At 60.3% G+C, this 17,868-nt stretch carries 17 protein-coding genes; 14 read left to right on the top strand and 3 right to left on the bottom strand.

The window, feature by feature from the left end:
• Window positions 1-105: 105 nt before the first annotated feature.
• Together putA and ald are read left to right on the top strand one after the other, a co-directional pair.
• A complete protein-coding gene (putA, locus tag F1735_RS23585) occupies window positions 106-3,753 on the top strand; it encodes a trifunctional transcriptional regulator/proline dehydrogenase/L-glutamate gamma-semialdehyde dehydrogenase (protein ID WP_167239199.1) in 3,648 nt (1,215 codons plus the stop codon).
• A gap of 35 nt (window positions 3,754-3,788) precedes the next feature.
• A complete protein-coding gene (gene ald / locus F1735_RS23580; protein WP_167239198.1) occupies window positions 3,789-4,904 on the top strand; it encodes an alanine dehydrogenase in 1,116 nt (371 codons plus the stop codon).
• 149 nt (window positions 4,905-5,053) lie between these two features.
• On the opposite strand, the gene F1735_RS23575 is transcribed toward ald, so the two are convergent.
• Window positions 5,054-5,848, bottom strand: coding sequence for a 5'-methylthioadenosine/adenosylhomocysteine nucleosidase (locus tag F1735_RS23575; protein ID WP_167239197.1), 795 nt, complete (start codon window positions 5,846-5,848; stop codon window positions 5,054-5,056).
• A 355-nt stretch (window positions 5,849-6,203) separates the two neighbouring features.
• Between F1735_RS23575 and F1735_RS23570 the strand changes: the two genes are divergently transcribed.
• The 12 genes from F1735_RS23570 to F1735_RS23515 all read left to right on the top strand — a co-directional run bounded on the left by F1735_RS23570 (window position 6,204) and on the right by F1735_RS23515 (window position 16,662).
• Entirely contained in the window at window positions 6,204-6,665 is a 462-nt protein-coding gene (locus F1735_RS23570; protein WP_167239196.1) for a hypothetical protein, read from the top strand.
• Window positions 6,666-6,824: 159 nt separating this feature from the next.
• Window positions 6,825-7,862: an NAD(P)H-dependent flavin oxidoreductase gene (locus tag F1735_RS23565; protein ID WP_167239195.1), complete on the top strand. Its 1,038-nt coding sequence runs from the start codon at window positions 6,825-6,827 to the stop codon at window positions 7,860-7,862.
• 21 nt (window positions 7,863-7,883) lie between these two features.
• Entirely contained in the window at window positions 7,884-9,518 is a 1,635-nt protein-coding gene (locus F1735_RS23560) for a GMC family oxidoreductase (protein WP_167239194.1), read from the top strand.
• Between the two features lie 265 nt (window positions 9,519-9,783).
• Window positions 9,784-10,554, top strand: coding sequence for an ABC transporter ATP-binding protein (locus tag F1735_RS23555; protein ID WP_167239193.1), 771 nt, complete (start codon window positions 9,784-9,786; stop codon window positions 10,552-10,554).
• On the top strand, window positions 10,554-11,261 hold the full coding sequence (locus tag F1735_RS23550) for an ABC transporter ATP-binding protein (RefSeq protein ID WP_166889126.1): 708 nt from the start codon (window positions 10,554-10,556) through the stop codon (window positions 11,259-11,261). The genes F1735_RS23555 and F1735_RS23550 overlap by 1 nt, the downstream gene beginning before the upstream one ends.
• Before the next feature lie 54 nt (window positions 11,262-11,315).
• A complete protein-coding gene (locus tag F1735_RS23545) occupies window positions 11,316-12,521 on the top strand; it encodes an ABC transporter substrate-binding protein (protein ID WP_167239192.1) in 1,206 nt (401 codons plus the stop codon).
• 180 nt (window positions 12,522-12,701) lie between these two features.
• Entirely contained in the window at window positions 12,702-13,586 is an 885-nt protein-coding gene (locus F1735_RS23540; RefSeq protein ID WP_166889120.1) for a branched-chain amino acid ABC transporter permease, read from the top strand.
• A gap of 29 nt (window positions 13,587-13,615) precedes the next feature.
• Complete coding sequence (locus tag F1735_RS23535) at window positions 13,616-14,599, top strand: branched-chain amino acid ABC transporter permease (RefSeq protein ID WP_167239191.1); 984 nt, start codon at window positions 13,616-13,618, stop codon at window positions 14,597-14,599.
• 74 nt (window positions 14,600-14,673) lie between these two features.
• Window positions 14,674-15,516, top strand: a complete 843-nt coding sequence (locus tag F1735_RS23530) for an alpha/beta fold hydrolase (protein ID WP_167239190.1) — start codon at window positions 14,674-14,676, stop codon at window positions 15,514-15,516.
• 40 nt (window positions 15,517-15,556) lie between these two features.
• Window positions 15,557-15,973 (top strand): MarR family winged helix-turn-helix transcriptional regulator, encoded by a 417-nt coding sequence (locus F1735_RS23525; RefSeq protein ID WP_167239189.1) that lies wholly within the window; start codon window positions 15,557-15,559, stop codon window positions 15,971-15,973.
• Window positions 15,974-16,017: 44 nt separating this feature from the next.
• Window positions 16,018-16,416, top strand: coding sequence for a tautomerase family protein (locus tag F1735_RS23520; protein WP_167239188.1), 399 nt, complete (start codon window positions 16,018-16,020; stop codon window positions 16,414-16,416).
• Between the two features lie 42 nt (window positions 16,417-16,458).
• Window positions 16,459-16,662 (top strand): hypothetical protein, encoded by a 204-nt coding sequence (locus tag F1735_RS23515; RefSeq protein WP_167239187.1) that lies wholly within the window; start codon window positions 16,459-16,461, stop codon window positions 16,660-16,662.
• 182 nt (window positions 16,663-16,844) lie between these two features.
• Here F1735_RS23515 and imuA read toward each other — a convergent pair whose 3' ends face one another.
• Together imuA and F1735_RS23505 are read right to left on the bottom strand one after the other, a co-directional pair.
• Window positions 16,845-17,432 (bottom strand): translesion DNA synthesis-associated protein ImuA, encoded by a 588-nt coding sequence (imuA, locus tag F1735_RS23510; RefSeq protein WP_229505922.1) that lies wholly within the window; start codon window positions 17,430-17,432, stop codon window positions 16,845-16,847.
• Between the two features lie 42 nt (window positions 17,433-17,474).
• Entirely contained in the window at window positions 17,475-17,687 is a 213-nt protein-coding gene (locus F1735_RS23505) for a hypothetical protein (protein WP_167239186.1), read from the bottom strand.
• Between the last annotated feature and the right edge of the window lie 181 nt (window positions 17,688-17,868).

Genomic DNA, 17,868 nt, shown 5'->3' with positions numbered 1-17,868 from the left:
TCATCTTTTCGCGCACGACGCAACATCGATTCCTTAACGGAAAGCCATGTTGATCGTGCGCGGAATCGTCATTCCGATTCGTTTAATCCAAGTAAAGAGTTCTCCATGCACACTGCCGCTGCTTCGGCCATCCCCTTCGTTCCCTTCTCAGCGCTCCAGGCTGAAATCAAGCCGGACCAGACGCCCTTGCGCGCCGCCATCACCGCCGCTTACCGGCGCGATGAAGCCGAGGCCGTCGACTGGCTGCTGGGGCAGGGCAATCAAGCCCATGCGGACGCGCACGCGCTGGCGCACCGCCTGGTCTCGGCCGTGCGTGAAAAACGCACGCGCTCGTCCGGCGTCGATGCGTTGATGCATGAATTCTCCCTGTCTTCGGAAGAAGGTGTCGCACTGATGTGTCTGGCTGAAGCGCTGCTGCGCATTCCCGACAGCCAGACCGCCGACCGCCTCATTGCCGACAAGATCAGTAAAGGCGACTGGCGCAAGCACCTGGGCGAGTCGCCCTCGCTGTTCGTCAACGCCGCGACCTGGGGTTTGCTCATTACCGGCAAGCTGGTCGGCACCAGCAGCGAAACCGGGCTCGGCTCGGCGCTGACCAAGCTGATCGGAAAGGGCGGCGAACCCTTGATCCGCAAGGGCGTGGACCTGGCGATGCGCATGCTGGGCAACCAGTTCGTTACCGGCCAGACCATCGGCGAAGCGATCAAGAACAGCCGCGACAATGAACAGCGCGGCTATCGCTATTCCTACGACATGCTGGGCGAAGCGGCCCTGACCGAAGCCGATGCCAAAAACTATTACGCCTCGTACGAAACGGCGATCCATGCGATCGGCAAGGCGTCGAACGGGCGCGGCATCAAGGATGGTCCGGGCATTTCGGTCAAGCTGTCGGCCCTGCACCCGCGTTACAGCCGGGCCCAGCATGCGCGCATGATGAGCGAACTGCTGCCACGCGTGAAAAGCCTGGTGTTGCTGGCCAAACAGTACAACATCGGCATCAATATCGATGCGGAAGAAGCCGACCGCCTCGAAATTTCGCTCGACATGATGGAAGCGATGGCGTTCGATGCGGACCTGGCCGGTTTCGAGGGCATCGGTTTCGTGGTGCAGGCCTACCAGAAGCGCTGCCCGTTCGTGATCGATTTCCTGATCGACCTGGCGCAGCGCAGCGGCCGCAAATTCATGGTGCGCCTGGTCAAAGGCGCGTATTGGGACGCCGAAATCAAGCGCGCGCAAGTCGATGGCATGCCCGGTTATCCGGTCTATACGCGCAAGGTCTACACCGACGTGTCGTACCTGACCTGCGCCAAAAAACTGTTAAAAGCGAGCAGCCTGCTGTATCCGCAATTTGCCACCCATAATGCGCATAGCCTGTCGGTGATTTACACCTGGGCGCAGCAGGACGGCATCAAGGAGTATGAATTCCAGTGCCTGCACGGCATGGGCGAAACGCTGTACGACCAGGTCGTGGGCAAGGCCAACCTGGATAAACCGTGCCGCATTTATGCGCCGGTCGGCTCGCACGAAACCTTGCTCGCCTACCTGGTGCGCCGCCTGCTGGAAAACGGCGCCAATTCCTCGTTCGTCAATCAGATTGTCGATGAAAAAGTGAAGATCGAATCGCTCATCGCCGACCCGTTCGAGGCATCCCGCGCGCAGGGCGGTGCGCCGCATCCGGGCATCGCTTTGCCGCTTGCCTTGTTCAGTGCGGAACGCAAGAATTCGGCCGGGCTCGATCTGTCCAACGAAGATGTGCTGCGCGATATCGGCAGCGCGCTGGCGCAGCCGCGCAATTACCACGCCGCACCCTTGATCGATGGCCCCGTGGTGGCCGGCGCGCCGGCGTCGATCCGCAATCCGGCGCTGCACCTTGACGTCGTCGGCACAGTCAGCGACGCCAGCGCGGCCGATGTGGAAACGGCGCTGCACAGCGCCAGCAATTACGCCATGGATTGGCAAACCACCGGACCGACGGCGCGTGCCGCGATGCTCGCGCGCGTGGCCGACCTGTTTGAAGAAAACTATGCGGAACTGATGGCGCTGGCCATTCGCGAAGCCGGTAAATCGCTGCCGAACGCGATCGCCGAAATCCGCGAAGCGGTCGATTTCCTGCGCTATTACGCGGCCCAGGTGCATGGCACGCAGCAGGTGCTGGCGCTCGGTCCGGTGACCTGTATCAGCCCGTGGAATTTCCCGCTTGCGATCTTTACCGGACAGGTGGCGGCGGCGCTTGCCGCCGGCAACGTGGTGCTGGCAAAACCGGCGGAACAAACCCCGCTGATCGCATATCGCGCGGTGCAGTTGTTCCATGAAGCGGGTATTCCCACAGCGGCCCTGCAATTCTTGCCCGGTCGCGGAGAAGTCGTCGGCGCCGGTTTGACTGGCGATGCGCGCGTCAAAGGCGTGATTTTCACCGGCTCCACCGACGTGGCGCAATTGATCAACCGCACCCTGGCGGCGCGTTCGGTAAAAGAGTCGTGCGACATTCCCCTGATCGCCGAAACGGGCGGCCAGAATGCGCTGATCGTCGATTCCTCGGCCTTGCCGGAACAGGTGGTGCAGGATGTGATGACATCGGCGTTCGACAGCGCCGGCCAGCGTTGCTCGGCCTTGCGCGTGCTGTTCCTGCAACAGGAAATCGCCGATAAGACCATCAAGATGCTCAAGGGCGCGATGCAGGAATTGCGCGTCGGCGTGCCGGATCGCCTGGCCACCGATATCGGCCCGGTGATCGATGCGGAAGCGCAGCAAAACCTGCTCGATCATATTGCGCGCATGAAGTCGACCGCCAAAAACCATTTTGCGCTGGAAGTGCCGGCGGCAGTGGCGGCGCAGGGCACGTTCGTGGCCCCGACGGTGCTCGAAATCGGCTCGCTGGCCGAACTGACGCACGAAGTATTTGGCCCGGTGCTGCACATCATTCGCTATCGCCGCGACGATTTGCCAAAACTGATCGAGTCGATCAACGCCACCGGTTTCGGCCTCACCCTGGGCGTGCATTCGCGTATCGATGAAACGATCGATTTCATTACCGCGCGCGCGCATGTCGGCAATATCTACGTGAACCGCAATATCGTCGGCGCCGTGGTCGGCGTGCAACCGTTCGGTGGCGAAGGCCAGTCCGGAACCGGCCCGAAAGCGGGCGGCCCGCTCTACCTCAAGCGCCTGCAGCGCGCCGCACCGCCGCTGCTGCAACATGAGCGCCAGTGTACGCCGGGCCTGGACGCCTTGCTGGTCTGGGCCAACACCCACGGCCACGCGCACGTTGTCACCCTGGCCGAAGAATACATGCGCACCACCTTGGCCGGCGCCAGCCTGACCCTGCCCGGCCCGACCGGCGAGCGCAACGGCTTGGCGTTCGCCCCGCGCGGCGCCATTTTGTGTGCGGCGGCAACGCCTGGCGTATTGCTCAATCAACTGGCGGCATGCCTGGCGACGGGCAACCAGGCGATTGTGCTGGCACGCGCAAAAGAAGTCATTCCCGAAGGCTTGCCGCCGGAAGTCATGGACCGCATGACCTTCGTGAGCGGCGTCGATACGGCAGAATGCCATTTCCAGATTGCCCTGGTAGAAGCGTCGCTGAAGGCTGAATTGTGGCCCGTGCTGGCAAGCCGCCAGGGCGCGATTGTCGGCGTGATCGATACCTCGGAAGAAGGTCCGATTGCGCTGTGGCGCATGGTGGCCGAGCGCGCACTGTGCGTCAATACCACTGCGGCTGGCGGAAACGCAAGCCTGATGACTTTAGGTCTGTAATGATGCAGGAATAAACTTACCCCTTGGAGGATGACATGATCGTAGGCGTTCCAAAAGAGATCAAGAATCACGAATACCGGGTCGGCTTGACGCCGCCGAGCGTGCGCGAATTGAGTTCGCGCGGACACCAGGTGCTGGTTCAGAAAAATGCGGGCGCTGAGATCGGGTTATCCGATGAGCAGTATGTGGCCGCCGGTGCGAGCATGGTCGATGACGCGAAAGAGATTTTCGCGCGCGCCGACATGATCGTCAAAGTCAAGGAACCGCAAGCGGTCGAATGCGCGATGCTGCGCGACGGCCAGATCCTGTACACCTATCTGCACCTGGCCCCGGACCCGGAGCAAACCGCGGCGCTGGTCAAATCGGGCGCCGTGTGCATCGCGTACGAAACCATTACCGGCGCCGGCGGCGGTTTGCCCTTGCTCGCTCCCATGAGCGAAGTGGCGGGGCGCATGGCGATCCAGGCCGGCGCCGCCCACCTCGAAAAATCCAAAGGCGGCATGGGATTGCTGCTCGGCGGCGTGCCCGGCGTGGCGGCCGGCCATGTGCTCATTATCGGGGCCGGCGTGGTCGGTACCAATGCGCTGCAAATGGCCGTTGGCACCGGAGCGCGGGTGACGGTGCTCGATAAAAGCATCGACCGCCTGCGCCAGCTCGACCTGATATTCGGCAACCGCATTTCGACCCAGTATTCGAATGCGCATGCGATCGAGGAAGCGGTGCTGTCGGCCGACCTGGTGATCGGCGGCGTGCTGGTGCCGGGCGCCGCGGCGCCCAAGCTGGTCACGCGCGCCATGATTTCGACAATGAAGGCCGGCGCGGTAGTGGTCGATGTGGCGATCGACCAGGGCGGCTGTTTTGAAACCTCGCATGCGACTACGCACGCCGATCCGACCTATATCGTCGATGGCGTGGTGCATTACTGCGTGGCCAACATGCCGGGCGCGGTGGCGCGCACCTCGACCTTTGCCTTGAATAACGCGACCATCGGCCACGCGGTGGCGCTGGCGGAAAAGGGCTGGAAAAAAGCCCTGGCCGACGACGCCCATCTGAAAAACGGCCTGAATGTCTGCCAGGGCAAAATCACTTACGCGGCAATTGCCCAGGCACTCGGGTACGACTACACGCCGGCCGATTCCCTGCTGGTCTGAGAGGCTGAGAGTTTTTCGATCATGCCCGCTCATCACGCCAGAAAGCGCCCGCTCGTCGTTGCAAATGCTCGCCATAGCCCGAGCTATGGCTGTGCTTTGCGCCTAGCTCGGCCACTCTCTGGCGCGCTGCTCGGGCACGCCCGAAAAACTCACAACCTCTGAGGCTGGCCGCTTTTCAGCTCGGCGCAGAAACGCGTGACGATATGAAAAGCATAACGGGAGGCGACTGATTTCACGAAGCGCATGAAATCGGTCGCCGCCTCTTCATTCGCGTTATCCGAAATCGTCCGGATCACCGCAAACGGAATGCCCAGCTCGAAGCACACCTGGGCCACCGCCGCTCCTTCCATTTCCACTGCCAGCAATCCTGGCAGCGATCCGTTCAACTGCGCCAGGTGTACGCGTTTGCTGATGAACTGATCGCCGCTGGCAATCAGCCCGCGATGCACCCGTGGCCGCTCCAGGCCAAATTCGGCCCGTTCCACGTCGTCGATCGCCGTTTCAAAATCCTTGTCCAGGAATTCAAGCGCCGCACTGGCGGCGCGCTGGCTCATCTGCAAGTCGGACTGGAAGTGCGACAAACCGGTCAAGGGCACCTCGAAGCGGGGGAACAGGGGACTGGCATCCATGTCGTACTGGACCAGCGATTCGGCCACCACGATGTCGCCCACCTTCACTCCCGCATCGCCGGCGCCGGCAACGCCGGTGAACAGGATGTGGGTAACTCCGTACTTTTCCACAAGCGTGGTCGCGGTCATGGCGGCGGCAACCTTGCCAATCCGCGACAGGACGCACACAGCGTCGATTCCCGCGACTTGTCCTGATGCGTAGTTGCGCATGCCATGGATGAGCGTGGCGGGGCCTTGCATGCCTTCCACGAGCCCTTCCTGTTCTTCGTGCAAGGCGCTAATGATGCCTAAACGTATGTTTTTGCCTGAATTCATGCTTTGCAGAACCTTTTTTGGTGAGTGTGCATGTGGGTAAGTCCGGAGTTTTCCACAAGGATAAACCGTTCTGCATCGACTGCAAGCGTTGCAAGGTGCGCAGGAGGCCGCCAGCGTCGATTCCTGCAGACAGTCCCGGCTTGCGCTCCAGCGGCCTGGTTGTGGCCGTGGCGGTGCCTTCAGGGGCTTCTGGCGGCATCGGCGGTTCAGCGTTTTCCTCAGAAGTCGCTTGTAAGCGCTTGTTTTTCGGGTTTTTCTGGCTTTTGGAGGATGTCGCTGTGGATGACTTCGAGGTTATGCACTGCTTTGCCGGGGTTTAGGGTTTTATATAAGTAGTATGTATACAAATTTAGTAGTGATAGTAAACGCCGGTTTTTGTGTGGATAAGTCCGGTTTTATCAACAGGATCAATCGTTTACGTATCGAAAAAGTCGCTGGAAAAGGCCTGTATCTTCGAAGGATGACTGTTGGACAAAAATTTGCCTGTGAACAAAGTCGATGGTTTTGCACATCTCATCCTGTGGATATCCATCGACTTATCCACATGTGCTGCCAGCCAGTCGCGTTCTTCGCGACTTTTTTTGGTCTGGAGAAAAGTGACCTGCCCGTGTTTGTGGCCGGTTGTTTTTTTTGGGAAACTTTGAGTTTTTGTTCAGCAAAGAAAAAAATTTTTCGTTTTTTGGCCTTTGGGGTTCTCGGACTCGTTTTTTCAAAGGTCTTGATGGTTTACCTAAAAAGGTTAAATATAGAATTAGTAGTAGTTGTTAACAGGGGTGTTTTTCTGTGGATAATGGCAAAAACCTGTACGAAATCATGAGCTTGCGAGAGGTATAAGTCGGTGATCGCCTCTGTATCCGGCTGGTATCAATCTGGGACAAATTTTGGCCTGTGAATAAAGTCGCATTTATCCACAAACGGTGCCTGTGGATATCAATAGGCTTATCCACAGGTCGTTTCGAACCTTGATGGAGGTGATATGGCATTGCACGCCTTGTTTAAGTTTCCAATTTTGCAAGGCCCGATGGCTGGCGGCGCCAGCCGGGCCGAATTGGTGGCCGCAGTATCGAATTCTGGCGGCCTGGGTTGCATGGCGGGATCGTTGTTGTCGCCCGCAGCCTTGTGCGACGAGGTTGGCCGGATCAGGTCGATGACCGATCAACCATTTTTGCTCAATTTTTTTGTTCTCCAGACACCTTCGCCGACGCTTGATGAGGTCAGCGCCGCCGTTGAACTGCTGCGTCCGGTCTGGGAAAGCCTCGGCTGGGACAACTTGCCTGTGCCAACACAGTGGTGCCAGGACTTCGAGGCCCAGTTCGAGACCCTGATCGCACTGCGTCCGGCGGCCGCCAGTTTTACCTTCGGAATCCTGACGCCGATCCAGGTCGAGCGCCTGCACGACGCCGGCATCTACGTCATGGGGACGGTCACCACGGTGGAAGAAGCGCTGGCCTGGGAAAACGTGGGCGCCGACGCCGTGATCGCCTCGGGCATCGAGTCCGGCGGCCATCGCGGCACCTTTCTTGGACCGCAAGAAGACGCCATCCTGGGCGGAAAAGCGCTCTGGCTCCAGGTGGCCGACGCCGTCAGGATGCCGCTCATTGCCGCCGGCGGCATCATGACCGGGGTCGATATTGCCGAAGCACTCGCGCTGGGCGCCCAGGCCGTGCAAATGGGCAGCGCCTTTATCGTGACCGACGAGTCCGGCATTCATCCCGCCTATAGACAGCGGCTGATCGAGGCGCGCGACACGCCCACCCGCCTGACCCGCGCCTTTAGCGGCCGCTACGCGCGCGGCCTGGAAAACAGCTTCATGCGCATGATGGAAAGTGTTGAGAAGCAAGTTCCAGCGTATCCTGTCCAAAACGCACTGACCACGGGCATCCGCGCAGCCGCAGCCGAACGGGGCGACACCGAACTGATGTCGCTCTGGGCGGGCGCCGAGATCGGCCGCGCGCGGCCGATGCCGGTTGCCAAACTGATGCAGATGCTGGTGGCCGAGATGCGCACATCATAGAAACGAGACGAGGAGCGGCATGTGGAATCGGCAGGAGAATACGACTACATCATCATCGGCGGCGGCACCGCCGGCTGCGTGCTGGCCAACCGCCTGACCCGGCGCCGCGATATCAACGTGCTGCTGATCGAAGCGGGCGGACGCGACGACTACCTCTGGATCCACATTCCGGTCGGCTATTTGCACTGTATCGGCAATCCGCGCACCGACTGGCTGTACAAGACCGAAGCGGATGCCGGCCTGAACGGTCGCGCGCTGATTTATCCGCGCGGCAAAGTCCTGGGCGGCAGTTCCTCGATCAACGGCATGATTTACATGCGCGGCCAGTCGCACGATTACGAGCGCTGGGCCGACCTGACTGGCGACCCCGGCTGGGGCTGGGACAAGGTATTGCCGCTGTTCAAAAAGAGCGAGGATTACCACGGCGGCGCCAGCGAACTGCACGGTAGCGGCGGTGAATGGCGGGTCGAGAAACAACGCCTGTCCTGGGAATTGCTCGATGCATTTCGCGATGCGGCCGAGCAAACCAGTATTCGCAAAATCGACGATTTCAACGGTGGCGACAACGACGGTTGCAACTATTTCGACGTCAACCAGAAGCGTGGCATCCGCTGGAACACGGCCAAGGCCTTCCTCAAGCCAGCGGCCAAACGGCCCAATCTGACCATCATGACCGGTTGCCACGTGGAACGGTTGATCATCGACGAGACCGCGCAGGGCAAAGTCTGCCGGGGCGTCGCATTTACCGGCGGCGGTACGGCGTTCACGGCGACGGCCGCGCTGGAAACGGTGCTGACCGCCGGCGCCGTCGGCTCACCGCAGATTTTGCAACTGTCCGGCATCGGGCCGGCGGCGCTGTTGCGCGATGCCGGCGTGACGGTGCAGGTCGACTCTCCCGGGGTTGGGGATAACTTGCAGGATCATTTGCAGCTGCGCATGATCTATAAAGTCAGCAATGCGCGGACCTTGAACACCACGGCGGCCAGCTGGTTCGGCAAGATGAAAATCGGCATGGAATACGCGATGTTCCAGAGTGGACCGATGTCGATGGCGCCGTCGCAACTGGGCGCTTTTGCCCGCTCCGATCCCGGCCAGGTCACGCCGAACCTGCAATATCATGTGCAGCCTTTGTCGCTGGAAAAATTCGGCGACCCCTTGCATCCGTTTCCGGCGTTCACGGCGAGCGTGTGCAACCTGCGGCCGAGCTCGCGCGGGCATGTGCGCATTGCCTCCGCCGATTCCTACGCCGCACCGAAAATCACGCCGAATTACCTGAGCACGCAAGACGACCGCACGACTGCGGCGGCGGCGCTGAGGCTGACGCGCAAGATCGTGGCCGCGCCGGCCTTGGCGCGCTATGCGCCACAGGAATTCAAACCCGGGATAGCGTTTCAGACGGAACAAGAACTGGCCGACGCCGCCGGACAGATCGGCACCACGATTTTCCACCCGGTCGGCACCTGCAAGATGGGCCGGGCGGGGGACCCAATGGCGGTGGTCGATAGCGAATTGCGTGTGAATGGCGTGCAAAAACTGCGCGTGGTCGATGCCTCGGTGATGCCCTTGATCACCTCGGGCAATACCAACAGCCCGACCATCATGATTGCCGAACGGGCGGCGGAACTGATGGCGCAGGCAGCCAAGCCAGCGCCATAGCTTAATGCCGCTAACTTAAGCTCCGTCATTCCCGCGCAGGCGGGAATGACGGAGCTACGGTTTATGGCAAAAAAGCTTAACTGAGCGACATTAACGCCGTAGCCAGACCGCAAAACTGCCGCAAAGTTGCACTTCCATGTCGCTTGCCTGATAGGCATCAGGGCTGGCAGCATGGTAGTTATACTGTATTGTGAGCAAAATCCAATCTGTGTATAGTCGAACAAAAAATGTTTTCAAAGCGGTATGAAAATAAACCGGAGACACAATGACAGATGTCATATTGGAAACAAGAGCCCTGACCAAAGAGTTCAAGGGCTTTACCGCAGTCAACGATGTTAATCTCGCCGTCCAGCGCGGACACATTCACGCGCTGATCGGCCCCAACGGCGCCGGCAAGACCACCTGCTTCAATCTGCTGACCAAATTCCTGGTGCCCACCTCGGGCAAGATTTTGTTCAACGGAAAAGATATCACCCCGGCGCGCCCGGCGCAGATTGCCCGCATGGGCATCATCCGCTCATTCCAGATTTCGGCCGTGTTTCCGCACCTGACAGTGTTGCAGAATGTGCGGATCGGCTTGCAGCGCGAGCTGGGGACGTCCTTTCATTTCTGGCGCAGCGAAAAATCGCTCGCGAGCCTGAACGAGCGCGCCATGGAACTGCTGGCCGAGGTCGACCTGACCGAGTTCGCCGATACCGTGACGGTCGACATGCCCTACGGGCGCAAGCGCGCGCTCGAAATCGCCACCACCCTGGCCATGAAACCCGAACTGATGCTGCTCGACGAGCCGACCCAGGGCATGGGCCATGAAGATGTCCACAGGGTCACCGAGCTGATCAAAAAAGTCTCGGCCGGCCGCACCATCCTGATGGTGGAACACAATATGAGTGTGGTTTCCGGCATCTGCGACAAGATTACCGTGCTGCAGCGCGGCGCCTTGCTGGCCGAGGGCAGTTACGCCGAAGTCTCGACCAACGCGCAAGTGATGGAAGCCTACATGGGCACCACCAGCGCCGAGCTCGAAGGGGCGCATTGATGACCGCCGCGCTCGAAATTTCGCATCTGCAAGCCTGGTACGGCGAATCGCACATCCTGCACAACGTCAATTTGCGGGTCGAGAAGGGCGAAGTCGTGACCCTGCTGGGCCGCAACGGCGCAGGCCGTACCACGACATTGCGCGCGATCATGGGCCTGACCGGTGCGCGCACGGGCTCGATCAAGGTCAACGGGGTCGAGTCGATCAGCCTGCCGACGCACAAGATTGCCCACCTGGGCATCGGGTATTGCCCGGAAGAGCGGGGTATCTTTTCATCGCTCTCGACCGAAGAAAACCTGATGCTGCCGCCGCAACTGGCCGGTAGCGACGCCGGCATGTCGGTGGCCGAAATCTACGAAATGTTCCCGAATTTGCTGGAACGAAAAAACAGCCAGGGCACGCGTTTGTCCGGCGGCGAGCAGCAAATGCTGGCCGTGGCGCGCATTTTGCGCACCGGCGCGCGCCTGTTGCTGCTCGATGAAATTTCCGAAGGCCTGGCGCCGGTGATCGTGCAAGGCCTCGCGCGCATGATTACCACGCTCAAGGCCAAGGGCTACACCATCGTCATGGTGGAACAGAATTTCCGCTTCGCCGCACCGTTGGCGGACCGGTTTTACGTCGTGGAGCACGGTCAGATCGTGGAAACCTTTGCTTCGTCGGAACTAAGCGCCAAGATGCCAATTCTGACTGAACTGTTGGGCGTATAGCAGGATAGCGACAGCCCATAGCAAGACCATACCAATACCCTACATGGAGACAATATGAAACGTAACATCATTGCTTTAGCAGCCAGCGCCGCCTGCCTCGGATTCGCCTTGCCAGTCCACGCGCAAGTATCGAACGACACCATCAAGATCGGCATGCTGACCGACGTGTCCGGCGTGTACGCCGACGTCGATGGCGCCGGTGGCGCGGAAGCGGTCAAGATGGCGATCGCCGACCTGGGCGGCAACATCAACGGCAAGAAAATCGAATTCGTTTTCGCCGATCACCAGAACAAGGCCGACATCGCCGCCAGCAAGGCGCGCGAATGGTTCGACCAGCAGGGTGTCGACATGCTGATCGGCGGCACCAACTCGGGCGCCAACCTGGCCATGGCCAAGATTGCGGCGGAAAAGAAAAAAGTCTTCATTTCGATCGGCGCCGGCACGGCCCGCCTGACCAATGAAGAATGCTCGCCCTTCACCGTGCATTACGCCTACGACACGGTGGCCTTGGCACGTGGAACAGGCGGCGCGATCGTGAAGCAGGGCGGCAAGTCCTGGTATTTCCTGACCGCCGATTACGCTTTCGGCCAGTCGCTTGAAAAAGACACGACCGACGTGGTCAAGGCTGCTGGCGGCACGGTGACGGGCGCGTCCAAGCATCCCCTGTCGGCCTCGGATTTTTCGTCCTTTTTGCTGAAGGCGCAGGGCTCGAAGGCGCAGATCCTGGGGCTGGCCAATGCCGGCGGCGACATGATCAATGCGGTCAAGGCGGCCAACGAGTTTGGCGTCGGCAAGTCGATGAAGCTGGCCGGTTTGCTGGTGTTCATCAACGATATCCACACCCTGGGATTGAACATGACCCAGGGCATGTATCTGACCGATGGCTGGTACTGGGACCAGAGCCCGGAAAGCCGGGCCTGGTCGAAGCGCTATTTCGCCAAGATGAAGAAGTTCCCGTCGATGTTGCAAGCGGCCGATTACTCGGCCGCGACCAATTACCTGAACGCGGTCAAGGCGATCGGGACCGACGACAGCGAGAAGGTCATGGCGCAGTTGAAGAAGACCAAGATCAACGACATGTTCACCAAGGGCGGCGAGATCCGTCCGGACGGCCGCATGGTACACGATATGTATCTGATGGAAGTGAAGAAGCAGGCCGAATCGAAGTATCCGTGGGATTACTACAAGGTCATCGCGACCATTCCTGGCGCGCAGGCGTATACGACCAAGGCGGAAACCAAGTGCGCGTTGTGGAAGTAAGTTAAGCGGGTTTTCGCTCGCTCGCTAAGCCATTAGCGTCGTTGTTCCCACCAGCCTCCGTCGTTCCCGCGCAGGCGGGAACCCAATTTCGTACCGTAGCTGGCGGCTCGACAAACTTGGGTTCCCGCCTGCGCGGGAACGACGGATAGCCCCCGGTCCCACTTTATGAACTGAGATGCCATGGAAATATTCGGCGTTCCCCTGCAGGCGATGGTCAGCCAGCTCTTGCTCGGCCTGGTCAACGGCTCTTTCTACGCCATGCTCTCGCTTGGCCTGGCCGTCATCTTCGGCCTGCTTAATGTCATCAACTTCTCCCACGGCGCCCTCTACATGATGGGCGCTTTTGCGGCCTACATCGGCGTCACCACCTTCGGCCTGAGCTACTGGGCCATGCTGGCGCTGGCACCCCTGCTGGTCGGCGTGTTCGGCATCATTGTCGAAAAATCGATGCTGCGCTGGCTTTACAAGCTCGATCACCTGTACGGCCTGCTGCTGACCTTCGGCATTACCTTGCTGCTCGAAGGCGTGTTCCGCTCGTTTTTCGGCAACTCCGGCCAGTCCGTCAGCGTGCCGGAACTGCTCCAGGGCCGCACCGACCTGGGCTTCATGGAATTGCCCAACTACCGCCTGTGGGTCGTGTTCGCCTCGCTCAGCGTTTGCCTGGCAACCTGGTTCGTCATCGAAAAGACCAAGCTCGGCGCCTACCTGCGGGCCGGGACCGAGAACCCGAAACTGGTCGAAGCCTTCGGCATCAACGTGCCGCTGATGGTCACCCTGACCTACGGCTTCGGCGTGGCCCTGGCCGGCTTTGCCGGGGTGCTGGCGGCGCCGATCATCAACGTCACGCCACTGATGGGCTCGAACCTGATCATCGTCGTGTTCGCTGTTGTGGTGATCGGCGGCATGGGGTCGATCATGGGTTCCATCCTCACCGGCCTCGGCCTGGGTGTGATCGAGGGCCTGACCCGCGTCTTCTATCCGGAAGGCTCGGAAGTGGTGGTGTTCGTGGTCATGGTCATCGTGCTGCTGATCCGTCCCGCCGGCTTGTTCGGCAAAGAGAAGTAAAGACAAGTCACCGAGAACTGGAGCCATTGATGAACAAGAACATCGCTTACGGCGTCGCGCTGCTGATTGCGCTGGCGGCGCCTTTTGTCGGCTATCCCGTCTTCCTGATGAAGTTGCTGTGCTTCGGGCTGTTCGCCTGCGCCTTCAACTTGCTGATCGGTTACACGGGCTTGCTGTCCTTCGGCCATGCCGCTTTCTTCGGCTCGGCCGGCTACGTGACCGGGCACGCGCTGACCGTGCTCGGCTTGCCGACCGAAGTCGGCATCCTGCTTGGCGTGGCCGCCGGCGCCCTGGTCGGCCTGGTCATGGGCAAGCTGGCGATTCGCCGGCAGGGCATTTACTTTTCCATGATCACCCTGGCGCTGGCGCAGATGGTGTATTTTGCGGCCTTGCGCGCGCCCTTCACGCATGGCGAGGATGGCTTGCAGGGTGTTCCACGTGGCAAGTTGTTCGGGGTAATCGACCTGAGCAACGACCTGACCCTGTACTTCGTGGTGCTGGCCATCGCGGTGGCGGGCTTTGCGCTGATCGTGCGCACGGTGCATTCGCCGTTCGGCCAGGTGCTCAAGGCCATCAAGGAAAACGAGCCGCGCGCCATTTCGCTCGGCTACGACGTCGACAAGTACAAGCTGGTGGCTTTCGTCCTGTCGGCCTCGCTGGCAGGCCTGGCGGGCGCCACCAAGACCTTGGTGCTGGGCTTCGAGACGCTGACCGACGTGCATTGGGCCATGTCCGGCCTGGTGATCCTGATGACCCTGGTGGGCGGCATGGGTACGCTGTCGGGGCCGATCATCGGCGCCTTCATCATCATCACGCTGGAAAACAAGCTGGGCGATGTCGGCACCTTCCTGGCGACCCACACCGGGGTCGAGTGGTTCAATACCCTGGGCGAATCGGTCGGCATGGTGACGGGATTGATTTTCATCCTCTGCGTGCTGCTGTTCCGACGCGGCATCGTCGGCGAAATCGGCGCTGCGCTGGCGGCCTCCGGTGTTCGTAAAAAATCCGTATGATTGCTTAAAATGCAGCATTGAAGGCCGGGTCGCATGACCCGGCTTTTTTTTATCCAATTTTTTGCGGAGAAACGATGGAACAAACACTGAGCGTCAATGGCATTGCGATGCACGTCGTCACCGAAGGCGAGGGGCCGGCCGTGCTCTTGCTACATGGTTTTCCGGATACGCATGCGGTGTGGCGCTTGCAGATCGACGCGCTCGTTGCCGCCGGCTATCGCGTCATCGCGCCGGACCTGCGCGGTTTCGGCCGCACCGAAGCGCCCGCCAGCGAGGACGCCTATGCCATGGACCTGCTGCGCGCCGACATGGTGGCCCTGCTCGACGCGCTCGGCGTCGACAAGGTGCTGCTGGTCGGCCACGACTGGGGTTCGGTGGTCGGCTGGAACCTGTGCATGCATGCGCCAGAGCGCGTGGAACGCTTCGTGGCGCTGTCGGTAGGGCATCCGGCCGCCTACACCGAGGGTGGGCTGTTGCAGCTGCTCAAAGGCTATTACGTGCTGGTATTCCAGCTGCGCGGGATCGCCGAATCGATGATCAAGGCCTTCGACTGGCATTCCTTGCGTGGCCTGGCCAGCACCCCCGCCCAGTTCGAGGAATGGCGCGCGCAACTTGACCGTCCCGGCCGCCTGACCGCCGCCCTGAACTATTACCGCGCCAACCTGAAAATGTTCAACGCCAGTACCTGGCCGACCGTCACCACGCCGGTGCTGGGCGTGTGGAGCGCGGGCGATGTGGCCTTGACCGAAGCGCAGATGCGCGGCTCCGAGAAGTATACGGGCGGCCCCTTCCAGTTCGAACGCATCGAAAAAGCCGGTCACTGGCTTCAGCTGGAAGCGGCGGGACAGGTGAATGCCCTGCTGCTGAAGTATTTCGACGCCGAGCCCCAAAATGCTTCACGTGAAACAATGCCATAAACTGGTTGCATAGCGAACTATTATCGGCTACAGTGGAGTCATGTTTGATCACTGCCTCTATTTCAACACTACTGCGCTGGCCCGGGTTCTCGAGCGTGAATGGACGCGCGCATTCAAGCCCTTCGGGCTGACGCCCTCGCAGGCCTTCATGCTGCGCGCGGTGCTGGCGCGGCCGGGTTTGCTGCAAAGCGAATTGGCCAAGGAACTGGTGATCAGCCGCCCGACGGCCACGCGCTCGCTCGACGGTTTGCAAAAGCTGGCGCTGATCGACCGCCGCGCCACCGGCGGGGACGGTCGCGAATGCGCCGTGTTCCCCGAACCGCGCGCGCTGGGCATGCATGAGGAGCTCAACGCCGCGAGCGGGGCCGTCACCGCGCGCCTGAAGCAGCTTCTCGAACCGGAACAGTTCGCCGCCATCGTCGCTTCGCTCAAGCAGGCGCGCGCGGCACTGGTTTGATTTTTTTACCCAAGTAGTTGCATAGCTAATCAATGGAGATTCGAATGCCTATCATCAATATCAAAATCAGTGCCGTGAAATCGCCCGCCATGATCCGCCAGATCGCCGAGCTGGTGCAGGACAAGACCATCGCCATCCTCGGGAAGAAGAGGGAGCTCATTGCCATCGCCATCGATTTCGTCGACCCCGACTGCTGGATCGTCGGCGGCGAGTCGCTGAGCGCGCAACGCAAGCACAGCGTCTACGTGGATGTGAAGGTGACCGACGAGACCAACACCAAGGATGAAAAGGCGGCGTACATCGCGGCCGTGTTCGCCGGCTTCGGCGCGCTGCTCGGCGAGCTGCACGAAGAAAGCTATATCTACGTTGACGACGTGCGGGCAAGCGCCTACGGCTACGGCGGGCGCACGCAGGAGTACCGTTACCAGCATCCGGCGCAATAAAATGATGCGGCGCTGGCGCGTCAGGTAGACCTCCCCCACCCTGTGATCAGCAAACTCCGGCACGGCCGCTGTGCCCTGACCGACGGGTTGCTGCTGAAGTTCCATGTTGCCTCGCAATTGCCGGTGGTAGAACTGCGCGCCCGTTTACACCGCACCGGCGCGCACGCGCTGGCTGAGGTATGCATGGCGTGCGGTCGTCCCCAGTCTGATACCCGCACGACGCATGAGACGACGCTGTCCGGTTAGCATGCGCCGCGCGCAGGAAAATGAGCGAGGTAGCGGAACGCGATCCTGCCCATAAAGTGTGGAGTCCGTATTAGTCTTTTGCAGCACAACTTATGGCTGGAACACGAACGGCCCTACCCTGCTCTGGCCTCCTCATCGCTCCGGGCCAGCGGCGCCATGCTTGGTGCCGGTTCTGGTGCTGGTTATACCGGGGTATGTGGACGAACGGCCGCATTGCCAGGTCCATCCAATGCCAGAAAAAGCGGTTCGTCGCGTTGAGGCCGGCGGCGTTTGATAAAGCCAATGTCGATGCCGCCGACCGCTGCGCGAAGGATGAGCCGCAGAGGGGCCGGCGACACATCATGGGCGGCTGCCAACGGACGCAACACGAAGAACGAGGTCTCGCCGGCTTGCGCCGCCAGATGCAGGCGGCGCAAACTCTCCGGCCGAACATGGGGTGCCCAGAAAAGGAGCGCGCCACAACTCCCGGAGCGCAACACCTGCTCTGCGGCCCACAGCGCGTTCGGGAACTTCCCGCTCTTTACCCACAACACTTGCGACGGCGCCAGCCCCAAATGGGAAAGCGAGATAGTTTGCGGTGGGTGGGGCGGCTGCAGGAGAACAACACGCCGGTTTGCGACAGTTTTCAACGCCGGCGCGAGCATGCGCATCTCACCGATTCCAGCTTGCTGCACTAAGAGGTCGATTAGCGATCCAGTAGGCCGGCCATTGCCGGAGAGCTGATTCGACAGTGTAGGATGCCGCGTCGGCACGCACTTTCGTCGCTGCAAAGACAGAGGAGGGCCTCTAAGGCGCGCCCCCTGTCACACCGATCAGGTGGCGAGTGCTGGCGATTGCGGTAACTCTGCTAAAAGGCCAGAATAATACTTATTGAAATCTGAAAGAAAAAGTTCGGTGTCAAAATCGGCAAATTTGTACTTTCTGACAATCCGTGGTACGTCTTCCAACAAACGCTCCAATACTATTTCCTTCCTTCTCTCTGCCGTTACGCTGACAAATTCGGCATAGTCCAGCATGATGTCCATGTACAAACACTTTTCCTTTTTTGCATGACGAATCCGTGGTTTGACATCAACTAACCTGAATGTTGCATAAACCGCCGCCGCAGCGTCACTTTTCCGATGCCGGAGTTTTTCAACTTAAATCGGAATGTCGCGGGCGATAGCGTCCCTACCCAATTGAACGGGACAGTCAATGAAGCGGTTT

Origin of the sequence: Massilia genomosp. 1 (assembly GCF_011682185.1) — a bacterium.
In the GTDB taxonomy this organism is placed as follows: domain Bacteria; phylum Pseudomonadota; class Gammaproteobacteria; order Burkholderiales; family Burkholderiaceae_D; genus Telluria_A; species Telluria_A rubra.
The sequence above is the reverse complement of the archived record's forward strand: the minus strand, read 5'-3'. Positions and strand labels throughout refer to the sequence as shown.